The organism is Alishewanella aestuarii B11 (assembly GCF_000280055.1).
GTDB lineage: Bacteria > Pseudomonadota > Gammaproteobacteria > Enterobacterales > Alteromonadaceae > Alishewanella > Alishewanella aestuarii.
The window spans coordinates 141,528-158,275 of the sequence record NZ_ALAB01000002.1 but is presented as its reverse complement, the minus strand read 5'-3'; the positions used below and the strand labels follow the sequence as shown (position 1 = coordinate 158,275).

Sequence of the window (16,748 nt, the reverse complement as noted above, 5' to 3'; positions counted from 1 at the left end):
GCCTTTGTGCTACAACGAATGCTGCGCGATATATTTGGCTATCTCCACTATCGCGGTTTTACCGGTAAATTCAAATTTTACCTTGCCTACTGCTGACAAATAAATTTCCAGCTCGGAGTCCAAATCGAAGGTGCCAGAGGTTTCGACCGAATAGGCGACAATGTTTTTATAAGGGATAGAGGTGAAATCTTTTTTGCTACCGGTAATGCCCTGCACGTTGACCACAATCAGCCGTTTTGTCGTAAACACCACGCCATCACGCATGGATTTATAGGCGTCAATTATGGTCTCACCATCCAGCAGCAGCGCCGCCACCTGGTCTGCATAGTCACGGTTTTGTTTTAACTTAAAAAAACCTTTATTGTTAAAATCAATCATCTTTTATCCTTAATCACTATGGTCCAGTGCCAGTTTGGCGTCCTCAAACAACGTCAGATAATCGTTTTGCTTTGTCAGCTTTCTTCGTTATAACTGACAAAGCGCCCGAGGGCGCGGTTAGTTAATACGCCGATTTTTTTATTGTCCTGTGCACCGGGCTAGAGTGCCAGCCCGGCAATAACATCGTCATCAACCCGATTGGCCAGTGTGACTTTTAACTTCGGTGTTCTGGCCATTTCGCGTTTGATCGCAAAGTCTGCCTCAGTATTACGCGCCCAGCTGCGCCGCGCAATACCGTTATTAACATCGAATAGTAGCATTGATTTTAAACGGCGATCGGCATCGCTAGTGCCATCCAGCAGCAAACCAAAGCCACCGTTGATCACTTCGCCCCAGCCAACGCCACCACCGTTATGAATAGACACCCAGGTCGCACCGCGGAAGCTGTCACCAATAACGTTATGGATGGCCATATCGGCAGTAAAGCGGCTGCCATCATAAATGTTCGAGGTTTCACGAAATGGCGAGTCAGTACCGCTGACATCGTGATGATCGCGCCCCAGCACCACCGGGCCAATCTCGCCACGGGCAATGGCGGCATTAAAGGCAGCGGCAATTTCCATCCTTCCTTCGGCGTCAGCATATAAAATCCGCGCCTGCGAGCCGACCACCAGCTTGTTCTGTTTGGCGTCTTTAATCCAGGTGATGTTATCCTGCATTTGCTGCTGAATTTCCTCAGGTGCCTCAGCCATAATGCGCTCAAGCACCTGGGCAGCAATAGCATCGGTCTTATCCAAATCTTCTGGCTTACCTGAAGTACAGACCCAGCGGAACGGGCCAAAGCCGTAGTCAAAACACATCGGGCCTAAAATATCCTGCACATAGGATGGGTATTTAAAATCGATACCATTGTCGGCCATTACAGCGCCGCCGGCGCGTGAGGCTTCAAGTAAAAAGGCATTACCGTAGTCAAAGAAATAAGTGCCCTTTGCGGTATGCTTATTCACCGCCTCAGCATGGCGTTTTAATGTCGCCTGCACTTTGGCTTTAAACAGCTCTGGCTCGTCACGAATTAAGCGATTCGCTTCGTCGTAGCTGATACCGACCGGGTAATAACCGCCCGACCAGGGGTTATGCAACGAGGTTTGATCTGAACCCAGATGCACAAAAATATCACTTTGATAGAAGCTTTCCCACACCTCCACCACGTTACCAATATAAGCAATCGACACCACTTCTTCATTGGCCTGCGCCTGTTTTACCCGGGCAATCAGCGCGTCCATATTATCAATTAACTCATCAACCCAGCCTTGCTGATGGCGCTTGGTAGCGGCTTTGGGGTTTACTTCGGCACAGACCGTAATACAACCGGCGATATTACCGGCTTTGGGCTGAGCGCCGCTCATACCGCCTAAACCGGCAGTTAAGAAGATTTTCCCCTTCGCACTTTCGCCCTTTTGTAATACTTTACGAAAGGCGTTCATCACCGTGATGGTGGTACCATGCACTATGCCCTGCGGGCCAATATACATATAAGAGCCGGCCGTCATCTGGCCGTATTGGGTGACGCCCAACGCATTAAAACGCTCCCAGTCATCCGGTTTGGAGTAGTTCGGGATCATCATACCATTGGTCACTATCACCCTTGGTGCGTCTTCTGACGATGGGAATAACCCCATAGGATGGCCCGAGTACATATGTAATGTCTGATCGCTTTGCATCTCGCTTAAATACTGCATAGTTAAGCGGTACTGCGCCCAGTTTTGGAACACCGCGCCATTACCACCATAGGTAATAAGCTCTTGTGGGTGCTGCGCGACTGCAGGGTCCAGGTTGTTATCAATCATCAACATAATAGCGGCAGCTTGCTGGCATTTTGCCGGATAATCACTAATTGGCCGTGCCTTTAGCTCGTAGTCCGGCTTAAAGCGGTACATATAAATACGGCCAAAATCGTTAAGCTCTTTGGCAAATTCTGGCGCCAGCTCCGCATGCCAGGCTTTCGGGAAATAACGCAGCGCGTTACGCACAGCAAGTTGTTTTTCCGCTTTAGTTAAAATGTCTTTGCGCTTCGGTGCACGATTGGCGTCTAACGGGTATGGCTTGGCCGCAGGTAACTCGGCCGGGATACCTTGCTTAATCTGGTCCTGAAAAGTCATCATCCGTATCCTCTTAATTAAGCGCAAAGTTAACAGTGAAGGCCTGGCTTTTCACCAGCTCTATCATGGCGTCGATATCCGGCTTTAACAGACGGTCTTCTTCCAGTTTGGCCACTTTACTGCGAATAAGGGCAAAATTTTGTTCAATGATATCGGAGCATTGATGCGGCCGGCGAAACTCGATGGCTTGCGCCGCATACATCAGCTCTATCGCGAGGATTTTTTCCAGATTGCCCAGGATCTGGTTTAACTGACGGCCAGAGATACTACCCATCGACACATGATCTTCCTGCCCCATAGAGGTAGGCACACTGTCGGCCGAGGGCGGGAAGCACAAGGATTTGTTCTCGGTTACCAGCGCCGCCGTGACATATTGCGGAATCATCATGCCGGAATTTAAACCACCGGCTTTGGTTAGCAAACGCGGCAAACCGTGTAAGCCTTCTAATAGTAAATAGCAGCGCCGGTCAGAGATATTGCCCAGCTCCGCGGCCGCAATAGAGGCATAATCCAGCACCATCGCTAGTGGCTGACCATGGAAACCACCGCCGGAAATCGCTTCTTCGCTGCTGATGACGATAGGGTTATCAGTAACCGAGTTCATTTCTATCTCGGCCAGCTCTTTTAAGTGGTAGTAAGCATTGCGCGAGGCACCATGTACCTGGGGAATACAGCGCAGCGAGTAAGGATCCTGCACCCGGGCACAGCCGGTATGCGAGGCCATATTTTCTGAATCTTTAAACAAACGGCGCATACGGGCGGCCACTTCAACATTGCCGGCAAAAGCACGGATTTGGTGCAGCTCAGCACGAAAAGGCGAACCACTGCCCTGCATCCCTTCAATACTCATGGCACCGACAACATCGGCTAAATCCAGCAGGTAGCGCATCTTGGTCAGCGCAGTAATAGCATGCGATAAAATAAACTGGGTGCCGTTAATCAGGCCCAGCCCCTCTTTGGCCTGCAGCTCCAGCGGCACTAAACCATGTTGCGCCAGCGCCTCAGCCGCACTGATAGTGCCACGGTCGTGCCAGAACTCACCTTCACCAATCAGCGGTAAGAATAAGTGCGACAGCGGCGCCAAATCGCCTGATGCCCCTACTGAGCCTTGCTCCGGCACCACCGGAATTAAGTCCAGCTCAAGAAACGTCAGCATGCGTTCAACCACTTCCAGGCGCACGCCAGAATAGCCCTGGCTTAGCGCATGTACTTTGGTGATCAACATTAACTTGGAAATGGCTTTAGCGATAGGCTCGCCCACGCCAACCGCATGGGTGATTAGCAGGTTTTTTTGCAGCAGCGCGGTTTCTGCTGGCGAGATTTGCGTATCGCAAAGCGGGCCAAAACCGGTATTAATACCATAAATAGCTTTGTCCGATGTGGCCATCACCTCAACGTTGTTGCGGCTTTGATTAATTCGGGCGATGGCTTCTGCACACAACTCAGCTTTAATAGTGCCATCGGCGATACCGTTAACGATATCTAAATCCAGCCGGTCGATCCCGTAGCGAAATGTCATCTTGTGCTCCTAAAATTCTGCGGATCTTTATTAGAGCCATGCTAGCTTGCAGCTGTAGTCTTATAAATACATAATATTCGTAACTTATTCCGACTTTATCGAACTAAAGAGCAGCGCCCATGCAAGTACAAGATGTCGACCTTAGATTACTCAGAGTGTTCGTCACTATTGTCGAGTGCGGCGGCTTGTCGGCGGCTGAGTCACGGCTGAATATTGGCCGCTCTACTATTAGCGCGCATTTATCTGACTTAGAAATCCGTTTAGGGGTAAAGCTGTGTAAGCGGGGCCGCAGCGGTTTTGAGCTGACCGAGCCAGGCCGTATTACCTACCAGGCCTCATTAGAGTTACTGCAGCAATGCGAAGCCTTTGCCAATACCATTGCCAGCTCGAAACAGCAGCTGTCCGGCCGGGTCAGTATTGCTATTATCGACACCCTGGTCAGCGATCCGCACTGCAAAGTGGCGCAGGCCATTGCCGCGCTAAAAGACAAAAGCGATAACATTCAGTTTGACTTGTATGTGTGTGAAGCGCGTGAAGTGGAAACCGCCGTCGCTAACGGCCGCTCTTTATTGGGCATTGGCGTTAGCCGCCATCAGATCCGCGGCCTGGATTACACACCGCTGCACTATGAAACCAATTATCTGTACTGCGCTGCTGGCCACCCGCTGTTTAACTGCGCCGAACAAGACACCGAAAAGTTGCTGCAACGGGCAGAAGTTATTACCAGCAATTATCTGCGCGATAAAGAGCGCCGTAACGATGGTTTGCACTACCCAAACAGCGCCATTGCTTACCACGATGAAGGTATCGCCCACCTGATTTTAACCGGTAAGTTTATTGGCTATCTGCCAGAACACTACGCCCGTTACTGGGTAGACAAAGGCCTGTTTAAAGCTATTTTACCGGCAAAATATTCATACCAAATTCCGCTGATGCTGATAACGTCAAACCAGCACGCCAATACGCCATTGGCGCAGGCGATGATTAAGCAGATTAAACGCAGCCATGCTGTCAAACTATAGTTTCAGCTTAATTTGGTATGTTGTAGAGCAATCAATCGCTATCTTTTTTCTTCCAGTAACGCCAGTAGATTAGCGTCAGGATCACGCAAAAAACTTAACCATAACTCATGGTCTGGCATCTTTGCTGCTAATTGCGGCAACCGCTCATTTTGCGCGATCGTAGAAAGTTTTATTGTCATGCTCATCTTCCTGTTACGCCGGCTTGCCACGCCGCTAATGCTTAACGTGTTACGCTAAAGAATAACCTGGGTTTGCGCAATATTTTTGTTGGTGCTTGCATCTTGGGAAGATTGCGGGAAATGAAGTATTACTGCGGCAGGAGTCAGTGACTTTTTGATATCGCAAATGGCGTCTCCGGTACGCCAGCATGCCGGAGACGGGACGCGGTGCGGCTTAGCGTCAGCTTTGGCGTAAGAAAGCAAAAAAGCCGCTATTAAAAGCGGCTTTTTCGGAATTTGGATTTACCGAATATCTAACGCAATTAAGTTGTTACACATTCAAATCAAGCCAAACTTGGCTTTTGTCTGCCGCAGGAATTCAAACGTATTAATACATTGAACACCGAACTGTTTACAGATATTAGGTACCTTAACTTTCTTCGTCGCGTCACTAACCAAACTTTCATGCGTTACAACTATAGCGCCGCTCGACATCGCTTTAGCAATTAACCAAGGGTCCGCTTTTGATCTCGATTAGCAGGGTTAAAGTTTTGCGCCATCACATACTCAATGATTTGCACAAAAGCCGTTTGGGTGGCATCATCATCGTTAGCAATAAACTGGCCTTTACGGGCTTCAACCCATTCCGCTAACTCGTCATTACCCTCTTTCAGCTCTCGACCAATCATATCAATACTACCCGCTATACCGGCCGCAAATTGGTGATCTAACCAAGACCAATAGGCGGGGCAAAAATCCATGCTGTAGTAGCTGTTTTTAGCTTCGATATAGGTGTTTGCATCCAGCAGATAAATCAAAACCCAAGCTCCTGCGCGAATTTAGTCACGTTGGCTGGTTTCATTCCAAGCAGCCAAGCAGCATCACGCAACAACAACTTACCATTCAACGCTTCACTGACAACGGCCTTAGAAAACAGCTGACTAATTTGCGCCTTTTTGGTTTTAAAATAGCCTGGGCTACTACCGCTAGCTTCGCGCTCTTTAAATGCTTCTCTTTGCGCCTTAATGAAGGCTCCGTATTCACCCTGGCTAATCAATGCCAGCGTTAATGCTTTCCGCGCCAAGGCCAAGGGGCTAACATGAAAATGCGCTTCTAACTCAGGTAGGTTTTGTTGCCAGTTATCAACGTCGATGTGCCAACGCGCCCGGAATTCATCAGTAGGAACGAGTAACTCAGCTGCCACCGCGTTACAAAAACGCTCTTCCGCGCGATGACTGTTAGCATCGCCATCAGAAAGGCCGGTTTGCCCTATCCAGATATGGCATAGCTCATGGATAAGGGTAAACAATCGGGCACCGGGTGCATCAGCATGATTGACGAAGATAATTGGCGCAAACTCATCACACATCGCAAAACCACGGAATTCATCGACACTAAAAGGTCTGCTGTGATGTCCAAGACTAGATTGCCTCATCACCAAAATACCAAGCGCTTCGATTCGCTCTACTAAATCGCGGTAGTAGTCGTCCCAAGAACCCCGCTTTGGGTGAGGTGGAATGTTAAGCTTATTGCGCATATCTGCCACAACAGCTGCCACCCCATCTTCAATTCGGAAGCTCCCGACAATACTGATAGGCTCTAGCAGCTGATTACGGGCATAGTCGCGGTACCAGTCCTGACATTCCAGCATATTCTTGAGTAAATCCATCAGCTCAGTACTTGGACGCTTTAACTCTGCGGAATCCACAGTGCGTAAATCAGGGATCGGTAGATTTTCAACAGGAGGCTGGCTTAAAAACAGGAAACCAAAAGGCACATGAGCTTTATTGGCAAACGTCATTGCCTGCACGAAGGTAATATCCCGCTCGCCAGCTTCCCATTCACTGACTTTTTCTTCAGTCACATTCAATTTGCGCGCAAATTCAGGCAAAGCATAGCCGGAACGCTCGCGCGCCCATGTCAGCATAGCTTTGTTGATTTTTGCGTTATTCATTAATTCCACCTTTCAAGCAAAATGCTCAAACCGCCCCAAAATTATAAACTGCTGTAACTTCCGGCGCTATGCTCAATTAATCAGCATTCCAAGTATATGTCAGGCTAGGATACATTATTGCCATCATCTCAGTTTTGACACCATAAAGGAAATCTTGACCAGGCACCTCATAGTCAACCTTTATAGCAGTTGTATAAGTCTTGTTAAGACTTTGCCTGCATCCATGCGAGTCCGCAAAGTATAATTTCAGAATATTACTGGCTGTCTGCCAAAATGCGCGGATGTTTCAGACTGAGTAGCAACAGGCGTCTGGATAGGCGTACTTTTTTAAATCGCAGATGGCGTCTCCGGTACGCCAGCATACCGGAGACGGGGCGCGGTGCGGCTTAGACGTAAGAACGCAAAAAGCCGCTTTCAAAGCGGCTTTTTCGGAGTTTGGAGCGAGTTACGAGGTTCGAACTCGTGACCTCGACCTTGGCAAGGTCGCGCTCTACCAGCTGAGCTAAACTCGCATGTTTTGTTACACACAAACTACACATGACTTTTTGTAGTTCGTTATTCTGCGTTTTAGTGATTAAAAAACTTTTTTAAAATCAACTAAATGGTGCCCGGGGCCGGACTTGAACCGGCACGGGGTTTCCCCCGAGGGATTTTAAATCCCTTGTGTCTACCGATTTCACCACCCGGGCATACTGTGCGTGGGCACCGACAGAACGGCGCGCATCTTAATTAAGGCTGCGCCGATATGCAAGTTATTTCTGTGTGTGATCAGGCACAACAATTTTCGGGTCTGGTTTATCGCGTAAGATTTTATCCAGGTAACCCATCGCAAAAGCAGAGATGACAAAGGTAATATGGATTAACAGGTACCACATAATCTTGTCATTCTCAATTTGCTCAGTATTCATAAACACCTTCAACAGGTGAATCGACGAGATGGCAACAATAGAGGCCGCGACCTTATTTTTCAGGGAATTAGAGTCGAGCTTACCCAGCCAGCCCAACTTATCGTCGTGACCATGTAAGTCTAAACGCGAGACAAAGTTCTCATAGCCGGAAAACATCACCATCACAATCAGGCCGCCAACCAGGGCGATATCGATCAGGCTTAACGTAATCAGGATCAGTTCCACTTCTTTCATACTAAAAATCAGCGGAATAAAGTGAAACACTTCCTGGAAAAATTTAATACCCAGCGCCAGCAAGCACAAGCTTAAGCCAAGGTAAATTGGCGCCATAATCCAGCGCGTGGCATACATTAAACGTTCAAAATAACGTTCCATAACAATTCCTGTTAAAATATCTTGCTCAATAATGGGGGCGCGCCGCGTAGCTTCAAGCCTGACGCGGCCGCGTTTTTACTCTGTTACCAGGCTAATGAAGATGGCAGTTTCGGCGTCGATAATAAGCTAATAAAACGCTGCCAACGCTCATCTTCGCTGCTGGCCTGCTCGACATACTGTTTTACCAAATCTTTGCCCCAGTTGTAGTTAATCACATAGGCGCCGTAACTTCTGACAAAACGTAGCCGCTGCCGCGCTTCGGCCTCACTTTGCAACAAATATTGCTGTTGCAGCGCAACAAATTGTTCTTCGTCAATCTCGCCATTTAGCAATAAACGGGCGATTTCATTACCGGCATAACTAAGGCGTGCCATCAGTTTTAAAAAGCGGTCGTAGCTGGCGGCCTGCGATGGATCCAGCCCGGCTAACGGGTAAAGTACGTCGCGTTCAAACGCCAGTTTTTGCTCACCGGGAAAGGCGATATCAATACCATAGTTGGCGGTGCCTTCCGCGATTAACGACTGCGGGCTGAATAGCGCATAAACACTAAACTCCACCCAGTTACGCTGTTGTTTTAGCTCGGTTTCCAGTAGCGCATTATAGGTGTGATGGCCGGGGTAGCCCTCGTGACAGCCCAGATCGACAGCGCGGGAGATATCAATCGGCCGCTCGGTATTAATCTGGATCAGACTATAAGCCTTGCCCTGATACCAGTTATAACCGCTCCAGGGTTTGTCGGTCACAAACTCCAGCGTAAAATTCTCCTGCGCCGGCAAGCTGATGCGCTGTAAGGTCCGGTCGCGGCATTCCGCGATCGCCCGTTCAAACACCAGCTGTAATTTATCCGCCGGAATAACAAAATTTTTGCGATAGGCCACGACCCGCTCGGTCAGGCTGCCCTCGCCGGGTACCAGTTGCTCCAGCTCAGCCAACACAGGGGCAAAGCTGCTTAGGTCCTGTTGCGGTGGCTGGGTATCGTAGAGTTCGCTAGCTTGTTGTTCAAAGCTGGCCGCAGTGCCGTTTTGTAGCGTATCGGCATGGCTAATCAGCGCCGTTAGCTGTCGCTGTAAATAATGCAGCCGCAACTTTAACATCGCATCCGTTTCGCTATGCGCCTGTAACGCATCGCGCAGCAGCTGAGCTTCAGCAAGTAGCTCTGGCAGGGGTTGCGGCTGCTGTTTTACTGCCTCGGCCCATTCAGCCGGGCCATAATAGGCATCGACATAGTTGCTATCGTATTGGCCGAGTGCCAGCACCAGTTTCACATAGTGCTCGGCGGCTTCATCCAATACGGCAACACTGACCGCTGCGGCCGGCTCACTGTTTAAAGGTGCCACGGGTTTATCACAGGCCGTCAGCAACAGGGTGCTGCACAACAGCGCAGTTAAAGGTTTGAATAGGGTTTTCATTCGCAATCCTGCAATGGGAAGAATGTCGGCTAATCTAGCGGTGCGTCAAAGGTTACGCAATATGCGTTGCCTTATGCGACTAAAGTTTCTGCAAAAATTTATCCATTTAGCCATCTATACTGTTGCAGATAAAAAATAACCATGGTATTACTAATGACGTTCTGCAACTTCGACTTTCAAGGCAGTAAATGATTTCTTCGGTATTAGTGCGTTTCAATAGCCTCCTCCTCGTGCTCCTCTGCGCTGCGCGGGGCCGTGCTTATTGGTGAAAAACCCTTACCGATAAACCTAAAACCCCGTGCCCAAGGCCGGGGTTTTTTGTTTTTATCCCGGCAAGCAGTACGCCACGATTTGATAACATAGGATTGCGTAATGAGTGCTGATAACAAAATCTGGATCTTCGATACCACCCTGCGTGATGGCGAGCAGGCACTGCGTGCCAGTTTAAGCCAGAAGCAAAAAATCCAGCTGGCGCATGCCATTGCCCGCTTAAATGTCGATGTAATGGAAGTCGGCTTCCCGGTGTCCAGCCCCGGTGATTTTGATTCGGTACAGCGTATCGCGCGCGAAGTAAAAGGCCCGATCATTTGCGGCCTGGCGCGGGCAGTGGCAGCCGATATTGAAGCCTGTGGCGCCGCGTTAAAAGATGCGGAACGCCGCCGGATTCATACCTTTATTGCCACTTCCCCGCTGCATTTGCAGTACAAGCTGCGCAAAACCCTGGCCGAAGCCTCAGATCAGGCGGTCGCCGCCATTAAACTGGCCAGCCGCTATACCGATGATATCGAATTCTCCTGCGAAGATGCCGGCCGCACCCCGGTGGACGATTTATGCTGGATAGTCGAGCGGGCCATTGCTGCCGGCGCCACCACCATTAATATTCCGGATACCGTGGGTTACACCATCCCCAACGAATATGCGGCTATTATCAGCACGCTGCGTAACAAGGTGCCGAATATCGATAAGGCGCGCTTAAGTGTGCATTGTCATAATGACCTGGGGCTGGCGGTGGCGAACAGTATCAGCGCCATTCAGGCCGGCGCGCGGCAGATTGAATGTACCGTCAATGGTATTGGTGAGCGGGCCGGTAACTGCTCGCTGGAAGAAGTGGCGATGATTATCAACACCCGCAAGGATATTTTAGCGCCGCTGTATACCGACATTAAAACCACCGAGATTTACCGCAGCAGCCATCTGGTCAGCCAGATCTGCAATATGCCCATCCAGCCCAACAAAGCCATCGTTGGCGAAAATGCCTTTGCCCACAGCTCGGGTATTCACCAGGATGGCGTGTTAAAAGCGCAAAGCACCTATGAAATTATCTCGCCTGAACAGGTCGGCATCCGCCAGAACGAATTAAACCTGACCTCACGCTCGGGCCGTCATGTTATTCAGCACCGCTTGGCTGAGCTGGGTTACACCAAAGACGACTACGATCTGGAAGCGGTGTACAGCAGCTTTGTCGCACTGGCCGATCAGAAAGGCCGGGTGTTTGATTACGATTTAGAAGCCCTGGTGTTCTTCCAGAATTTGCAGGAGCAGGACGAGTTCTACAAGTTGGAGTTTTTAAGCTCCTCGACCCATACCGGCCATGTCGCCAGCGCCACCGTAGGCTTAAGTTGCGGCGGCAAGATCTTTACCGAAGCCGCCACCGGCAATGGCCCGGTCGAAGCGGCGTTTCAGGCGGTACAGCGCATTAGCAAATTACAGATCCGGATGGTCGATTTTAACCTGTCGGCGAAAGGCAGTGGCGAAGACGCCCTGGGTCAGGTCGATATTATTGCCGAACATGAAGGGCGGCGCTTCCATGGTGCCGGTTTGGCCACCGATATCGTCCGCGCCTCAGTGCTGGCCTATGTGCATGTGCTGAATATGATCCAACGTGCCCAAACCATCGACGCCCATAAACAGGCCAAAGCGAACGAATCCCAAATTAAACAAGCAGCAGGTGAGATATGAGTAAGCATTACAAGATCGCGGTATTGCCCGGCGATGGTATCGGCCCGGAGGTCATGGCCGAGGCGATTAAGGTACTGCAGGTGGTGGCGGATAAATTTCAGTTCCAATTAACGTTAACCGAAGCGCTGGTTGGCGGCGCCGCCCTGGATGCCACCGGCGTACCACTGCCGCCGGACACGCTGGCTCTATGTAAAGCCAGCGATGCCATTTTGTTTGGCTCCGTCGGCGGGCCAAAGTGGACCGGCCTGGCACCGGATATGCAACCTGAGCGCGGCTCTTTGCTGCCACTGCGTAAAACCTTCGACTTATTCTGCAATATGCGTCCGGGGCAAATTTATCCGGCCTTTGCCGACTTATCGCCACTGCATCCAAGGGTCAGCAGCAAAGGCATGGATGTGCTGTGTATCCGCGAACTCACCGGCGGCATTTATTTTGGCGAAAAGGGTCGTAGCGGCGACACTGCCTTTGATACCCAGCGCTACAGCGTGGCAGAAGTGACCCGCATTGCCGAGGTAGCCTTTCAGGCGGCGCAAAAGCGCGGCAAAAAAGTCACCTCTATTGATAAAGCCAATGTGCTGCAAACCAGTATTTTATGGCGCGAAACGGTGGAACAGGTGGCCAAAAACTACCCGGATGTCACACTGGAGCATATGTATATCGACAATGCGGCGATGCAGCTGATCCGCAGCCCACAGCAGTTCGACGTGATGCTGTGCGATAACCTGTTCGGCGATATTTTATCCGATGAAATTGCCGCCATCGCTGGCTCCTTGGGCCTGTTACCATCAGCCAGTTTAAATGGCAGCGGCTTTGGTTTGTACGAGCCCGCCGGTGGCAGTGCGCCGGATATCGCCGGCCAGGGTATCGCCAACCCTATCGCGCAAATATTAAGTGCCGCCCTGATGCTGCGTTACAGCTTTGGCGAAGAAGCCGCAGCCCAGGCAATTGAGCGCGCGGTGCAGCAGTGTTTAGAGCAGCATATCGTCACCCGTGATATCGACCCGAAATCTACTTATGGCACCGCCGCCGTTGGCGCGGCCATTGTCGCCACCTTACAGCAGGAGACACACTGATGGGCCAGACCCTGTATCAGAAAATTTACCACAGCCATGTGGTTGGCAAATTAAACGCCAGCACCGATTTATTATTTGTCGACCGGCATTTAATTCATGAAGTGACGTCACCGCAGGCGTTCTCCGGCTTAAAACTGGCTGGCCGCGCCGTGCGCCGCCCGGATCTAACCTTTGCTACCATGGACCATAATGTTTCTACGCAGCGCCGCAGCCTGGATGCGGCCGGTGAAACCTCGCGCAAGCAATTAGAAGCCCTGGCCGCCAACTGTGATGAGCACCGTATTCCACTGCTGGATCTGACCCACCCCGATCAGGGCATAGTGCACGTGATTGGCCCGGAGCAAGGCTTAACCCAGCCGGGGATGATTATTGTCTGTGGTGATTCGCATACCTCGACGCATGGTGCTTTCGGTGCTCTGGCCTTTGGTATCGGCACCTCGGAAGTTGAGCACGTGCTGGCCACCCAAACCCTGCCACAGCAGCAAGCGAAAACCCTGAAAGTGGAAATTAACGGTGACCTGCCGGCTCATGTTACGCCCAAAGATGTGATCCTGGCGGTCATTGGCAAATTAGGTACGGCTGGCGGTAATGGCTATGTCGCCGAGTTTTGCGGTAGCGCCATTCGCGGTATGAGTATGGAAGGCCGGATGACACTGTGCAATATGAGTATTGAAATGGGCGCCAAAGCCGGCTTAATTGCGCCAGATGGCACTACCTTTGCTTATTTAAAAGGCAAAGCTCATGCGCCACAGGCTGAGCATTGGGACGCTGCCGTTAGCTATTGGCAGAGCCTACATTCCGATGCCGATGCCGTGTTTGATAAAACTATCAGCCTGGATGCCAGCAGCATCAGCCCGCAAATTACCTGGGGCACTAACCCTGAGCAGGTGATTGCCGTTGATGAGCCGATCCCGGCACCGGAAAGCTTTAGCGACGACACCAAGCGTCAGGCTGCGGAACGCGCCCTGCAGTATATGGGCTTGAGCGCCGGCCAGAAACTGACCGACTGTGCTGTTGATGTGGTCTTTATCGGTAGCTGCACCAATAGCCGGATTGAAGACTTACGTGCCGCCGCCAGCGTCGTGCGGGATCGCAAGGTCGCGCCCGGCGTGCGGGCTTTGGTAGTACCAGGCTCTGGCGTGGTCAAACGGCAGGCCGAGCAGGAAGGTCTGGCCGAGATCTTTAAACAAGCGGGCTTTGAATGGCGGGAACCGGGCTGCTCAATGTGTCTGGGTATGAATGACGATCAAGTCGCCGCCGGTCAGCGCTGTGCTTCTACCAGTAACCGTAACTTTGAGGGCCGTCAGGGCCGTGGTGCCCGTACGCACTTAGTTAGCCCAGCCATGGCTGCCGCTGCCGCCATCGCCGGTAAGTTTGTTAATGTCGCCCGTTTAGAAGGAGCCGCCCAATGAGCCAGATTTTTAAACAAGGCCTGGTGTGTCCGCTGGATAAAAATAACGTTGATACCGACCAGATTATTCCCAAGCAGTTTTTAACCTCGGTGAGCCGCGATGGCTTTGCTGAAGCGCTGTTTTATGACTGGCGTTATCTGGCTGATGGCGCCGCTAACCCGGAGTTTGTGCTGAATTATCCGCAATATCAGGGCGCGTCAATTTTATTAACCCGCGCCAACTTTGGCTGTGGCTCCAGCCGCGAGCATGCGCCCTGGGCGCTGCAGCAGTATGGCTTTAATGTGATTATTGCCGAAAGTTTTGCCGATATTTTCTTCAATAACAGCGTAAATAACGGCATGCTATTAATTACCTTAAGCAAAACCAATATCGAGCTGTTGTTTAACCGCTGTGCCCAGGGGCCGCAGCAGTGGCAGATCGATCTGGCAAGTCAGGAGATCCTGTTCGGCAATAATGCAGCGATGGGCTTTAATATCGACCCGGATATTAAACAGCGCTTACTCTCCGGGCTGGATTTTATCGGCTCCAGCGAGCAGTTAAATCCCCAGATCGCCGCCTTCGAGGCACAGCGGCGTAGCCATTTACCCTGGTTGGGTTAGCGTTAGCCGTGTCGAAGTGCAACCAAGATTAGTTGGCTTCGACCAGTAAACCGGTAAAGGCCACCCACTGTTCGGGGGTGGTCAACTCCTCAGTAAGCTCACCGCTTTGCAGCTGCTGCCAGGTCAGCGGCCGCTGCAAATTAAAGCTCAGCTTCAGGCGCTGTGGTTCATGCAAAAACAGCAGCAGATTCTCGCGAATGCGCTCGGTCACCAACTCTGTGCTTTGCACATAGACTTCCAGTTGTGGCTTTAGCTCTGCCAGCTGCGCCGTAGCCGGCTGTGCTAACAGCACGGGCTGCAGTTGCTGCAAATAGCCGTTATTTTCCAGCGTCAGTTCACCACTGACCAATTGCAGCGCCGCCAGCGCCTGCTGCACTCTCGGCTGCTGCTTACCCTGCTGATAAGCCTGCTGCTGTTCCAGATCCATCGCCGCCAGCTCACTGCCTAACTGCCATAACGCCTGTACCGCTGTCAGTTGCAGTTGCAGCTCTAACCGCATCGCATCGCCAACCCGCAGTTGCTGCTGCAAGGTCAACAGATCCTGCGTTGGTTGGTACTGATACCGGTAATCCAGCCATAGCGGCGATGCAGCCAATAATTTTCCGACTTCCGGCGGCAGCATCTGCTGTAGCAGGTTACTCAGCTGCAATTGCTGGATCCGTAATTCACCCTGCTGCGACAACTTGCCGGGTTTAAAACCGCGGATACTTAAGCGGCCAATTTCAGCCACGGTACCCACACCGGCGATTTGCAGCTGTAAGCCACTTAAGCGGTAATGATCGCGCCAGTAGTTCGCGCGGATTTTGCTGTAATTTAGCTGTACTGCCGGCATCAGCCCCTGACTCGCCATCTCGGCATAGGAGCTGTTAATCAATTCAATCTGGCCGGCGATCAAGCGCTCAGCTTTATAATTGCCATAGTAAAACCCCGCGGTTGCCATCAGCAGCGCGCCGAGCGAAATAATCAGTGTTTTTTTCATCAGTTCTACAACATCTTCCGCGAAATTGTGCAGACTACCATAGCCTTATCGTCGCAATAAAGTTTTGACAGTGTTATTTTAAGGTGTAGTTAAGGCGTGTTGACGTTTGCTGCAAAAACAAGCAGCAAACGTCAGCACGCTCTAACAGCAGACTGTTACAATTGACCGAAGTTCGCCATGGAATACAGAAGATGCCGGAATATTTTTTATGGTTTGATTTACTGGGGATAGCGGTGTTTGCCATTTCCGGCACCCTGGCGGCCTGGCGTAACCATATGGATGGCTTTGGCGTGATCGTGCTGGCCAGTGTTACCGCCATCGGCGGCGGTACCCTGCGCGACCTGATCCTGGATGTGCCGGTGATCTGGATAAATAATAATACCTATTTTTATGCCATCTTTGTTGCCGCTATTGGCACTATCCTGCTGGTACGTAACCGGCTGACCATTCCCAATAATACCCTGCAAATTGCCGATGCCTTTGGTTTGGCGTTCTTTGTGATTATGGGTACCCAGAAGGCGCTGGATCATGGTACCTCCAGCATGGTGGCCATTATGCTCGGCACCATGAGTGGCGTCTGTGGCGGCATGATCCGCGATGTGCTGTGCCGCGAAGTACCGATGGTGTTTCGCGGCGAGCTCTATGCAGTAACCTGTATTTTCGGCGGCATTATCTATACCTCGCTACTGGCACTGGCGGTACCGCAGCTGTATGCAATGCTGGCCGGTATGCTGGGCTTATTATTGTTGCGGCTGGCGGCGATCCGCTGGCACATTACCATTCCGGTATTCGGCAAGCATCATCAGGAGCTGAACGAACCCTGAACAGAGCACTAAAATGGCGG

Annotated in this window: 16 protein-coding genes and 2 tRNA genes; 6 read left to right on the top strand and 12 right to left on the bottom strand. The window is 51.1% G+C overall.

From position 1 onward, the window contains the following. Window positions 1-9: 9 nt before the first annotated feature. The 3 genes from AEST_RS01625 to hutH form a co-directional block, all read right to left on the bottom strand. Entirely contained in the window at window positions 10-378 is a 369-nt protein-coding gene (locus AEST_RS01625; RefSeq protein ID WP_008606587.1) for a PH domain-containing protein, read from the bottom strand. 158 nt (window positions 379-536) lie between these two features. Beyond that, window positions 537-2,537, bottom strand: coding sequence for a urocanate hydratase (locus AEST_RS01620; protein ID WP_039924839.1), 2,001 nt, complete (start codon window positions 2,535-2,537; stop codon window positions 537-539). A gap of 13 nt (window positions 2,538-2,550) precedes the next feature. After that, window positions 2,551-4,056 (bottom strand): histidine ammonia-lyase, encoded by a 1,506-nt coding sequence (gene hutH / locus AEST_RS01615; RefSeq protein ID WP_008606585.1) that lies wholly within the window; start codon window positions 4,054-4,056, stop codon window positions 2,551-2,553. A 119-nt stretch (window positions 4,057-4,175) separates the two neighbouring features. On the opposite strand from hutH, the gene AEST_RS01610 reads away from it, so the two are divergent. Further along, window positions 4,176-5,078 carry a LysR family transcriptional regulator gene (locus AEST_RS01610; protein WP_008606584.1) on the top strand — a complete coding sequence of 301 codons (903 nt, stop codon included), beginning with the start codon at window positions 4,176-4,178 and terminating at the stop codon, window positions 5,076-5,078. 38 nt (window positions 5,079-5,116) lie between these two features. Here the strand turns inward: AEST_RS01610 and AEST_RS16920 are convergent, their stop codons facing one another. From AEST_RS16920 to AEST_RS01580, 8 genes are all read right to left on the bottom strand, one after another. After that, window positions 5,117-5,257: a hypothetical protein gene (locus AEST_RS16920; protein ID WP_008606583.1), complete on the bottom strand. Its 141-nt coding sequence runs from the start codon at window positions 5,255-5,257 to the stop codon at window positions 5,117-5,119. Window positions 5,258-5,575: 318 nt separating this feature from the next. Beyond that, window positions 5,576-5,731, bottom strand: a complete 156-nt coding sequence (locus AEST_RS17485; protein ID WP_255365668.1) for a DUF4411 family protein — start codon at window positions 5,729-5,731, stop codon at window positions 5,576-5,578. Between the two features lie 11 nt (window positions 5,732-5,742). After that, complete coding sequence (locus AEST_RS17480; RefSeq protein WP_008606582.1) at window positions 5,743-6,054, bottom strand: DUF4411 family protein; 312 nt, start codon at window positions 6,052-6,054, stop codon at window positions 5,743-5,745. Further along, window positions 6,051-7,190, bottom strand: a complete 1,140-nt coding sequence (locus tag AEST_RS01600; RefSeq protein ID WP_008606581.1) for an ImmA/IrrE family metallo-endopeptidase — start codon at window positions 7,188-7,190, stop codon at window positions 6,051-6,053. Before AEST_RS01600 ends, AEST_RS17480 begins: the two co-directional genes overlap by 4 nt. Before the next feature lie 436 nt (window positions 7,191-7,626). Then, window positions 7,627-7,702: transfer RNA gene (locus tag AEST_RS01595), tRNA-Gly, on the bottom strand. Window positions 7,703-7,792: 90 nt separating this feature from the next. Beyond that, window positions 7,793-7,879, bottom strand: a tRNA-Leu gene (locus AEST_RS01590). Between the two features lie 63 nt (window positions 7,880-7,942). Beyond that, entirely contained in the window at window positions 7,943-8,473 is a 531-nt protein-coding gene (locus AEST_RS01585; protein WP_008606580.1) for a TIGR00645 family protein, read from the bottom strand. Window positions 8,474-8,556: 83 nt separating this feature from the next. Then, a complete protein-coding gene (locus tag AEST_RS01580) occupies window positions 8,557-9,882 on the bottom strand; it encodes a hypothetical protein (RefSeq protein WP_008606579.1) in 1,326 nt (441 codons plus the stop codon). Window positions 9,883-10,254: 372 nt separating this feature from the next. Between AEST_RS01580 and leuA the strand changes: the two genes are divergently transcribed. Genes leuA through leuD form a run of 4 tightly spaced genes read left to right on the top strand, consistent with a single transcriptional unit; the run spans window position 10,255 to window position 14,925 of the window. Beyond that, on the top strand, window positions 10,255-11,841 hold the full coding sequence (gene leuA / locus AEST_RS01575) for a 2-isopropylmalate synthase (protein WP_008606577.1): 1,587 nt from the start codon (window positions 10,255-10,257) through the stop codon (window positions 11,839-11,841). Then, the gene (gene leuB, locus AEST_RS01570; RefSeq protein ID WP_008606576.1) at window positions 11,838-12,914 is read left to right on the top strand and encodes a 3-isopropylmalate dehydrogenase; all 1,077 of its coding nucleotides are present in this window, start codon (window positions 11,838-11,840) and stop codon (window positions 12,912-12,914) included. Before leuA ends, leuB begins: the two co-directional genes overlap by 4 nt. After that, window positions 12,914-14,326 carry a 3-isopropylmalate dehydratase large subunit gene (gene leuC / locus AEST_RS01565; protein ID WP_008606575.1) on the top strand — a complete coding sequence of 471 codons (1,413 nt, stop codon included), beginning with the start codon at window positions 12,914-12,916 and terminating at the stop codon, window positions 14,324-14,326. The genes leuB and leuC overlap by 1 nt, the downstream gene beginning before the upstream one ends. Beyond that, window positions 14,323-14,925, top strand: a complete 603-nt coding sequence (leuD, locus tag AEST_RS01560; RefSeq protein ID WP_008606574.1) for a 3-isopropylmalate dehydratase small subunit — start codon at window positions 14,323-14,325, stop codon at window positions 14,923-14,925. The genes leuC and leuD overlap by 4 nt, the downstream gene beginning before the upstream one ends. Before the next feature lie 28 nt (window positions 14,926-14,953). Here leuD and AEST_RS01555 read toward each other — a convergent pair whose 3' ends face one another. After that, window positions 14,954-15,904, bottom strand: a complete 951-nt coding sequence (locus tag AEST_RS01555; protein WP_008606573.1) for a hypothetical protein — start codon at window positions 15,902-15,904, stop codon at window positions 14,954-14,956. 191 nt (window positions 15,905-16,095) lie between these two features. Between AEST_RS01555 and AEST_RS01550 the strand changes: the two genes are divergently transcribed. Beyond that, complete coding sequence (locus AEST_RS01550) at window positions 16,096-16,728, top strand: trimeric intracellular cation channel family protein (protein ID WP_008606572.1); 633 nt, start codon at window positions 16,096-16,098, stop codon at window positions 16,726-16,728. Window positions 16,729-16,748: the final 20 nt, after the last annotated feature.

What these genes read in the sequence shown, in the direction of transcription:
- AEST_RS01550 (WP_008606572.1), top strand. Translation starts at nt 16,096, where the DNA reads ATGCCGGAATATTTTTTATGGTTTGATTTACTGGGGATAGCGGTGTTT.
- AEST_RS01625 (WP_008606587.1), bottom strand. Translation starts at nt 378, where the DNA reads ATGATTGATTTTAACAATAAAGGTTTTTTTAAGTTAAAACAAAACCGT.
- AEST_RS01600 (WP_008606581.1), bottom strand. Translation starts at nt 7,190, where the DNA reads ATGAATAACGCAAAAATCAACAAAGCTATGCTGACATGGGCGCGCGAG.
- AEST_RS01620 (WP_039924839.1), bottom strand. Translation starts at nt 2,537, where the DNA reads ATGACTTTTCAGGACCAGATTAAGCAAGGTATCCCGGCCGAGTTACCT.
- AEST_RS16920 (WP_008606583.1), bottom strand. Translation starts at nt 5,257, where the DNA reads ATGACAATAAAACTTTCTACGATCGCGCAAAATGAGCGGTTGCCGCAA.
- leuD (WP_008606574.1), top strand. Translation starts at nt 14,323, where the DNA reads ATGAGCCAGATTTTTAAACAAGGCCTGGTGTGTCCGCTGGATAAAAAT.
- AEST_RS01555 (WP_008606573.1), bottom strand. Translation starts at nt 15,904, where the DNA reads ATGAAAAAAACACTGATTATTTCGCTCGGCGCGCTGCTGATGGCAACC.
- AEST_RS17485 (WP_255365668.1), bottom strand. Translation starts at nt 5,731, where the DNA reads ATGTCGAGCGGCGCTATAGTTGTAACGCATGAAAGTTTGGTTAGTGAC.
- hutH (WP_008606585.1), bottom strand. Translation starts at nt 4,056, where the DNA reads ATGACATTTCGCTACGGGATCGACCGGCTGGATTTAGATATCGTTAAC.
- AEST_RS01585 (WP_008606580.1), bottom strand. Translation starts at nt 8,473, where the DNA reads ATGGAACGTTATTTTGAACGTTTAATGTATGCCACGCGCTGGATTATG.
- leuB (WP_008606576.1), top strand. Translation starts at nt 11,838, where the DNA reads ATGAGTAAGCATTACAAGATCGCGGTATTGCCCGGCGATGGTATCGGC.
- leuC (WP_008606575.1), top strand. Translation starts at nt 12,914, where the DNA reads ATGGGCCAGACCCTGTATCAGAAAATTTACCACAGCCATGTGGTTGGC.
- AEST_RS01580 (WP_008606579.1), bottom strand. Translation starts at nt 9,882, where the DNA reads ATGAAAACCCTATTCAAACCTTTAACTGCGCTGTTGTGCAGCACCCTG.
- AEST_RS01610 (WP_008606584.1), top strand. Translation starts at nt 4,176, where the DNA reads ATGCAAGTACAAGATGTCGACCTTAGATTACTCAGAGTGTTCGTCACT.
- leuA (WP_008606577.1), top strand. Translation starts at nt 10,255, where the DNA reads ATGAGTGCTGATAACAAAATCTGGATCTTCGATACCACCCTGCGTGAT.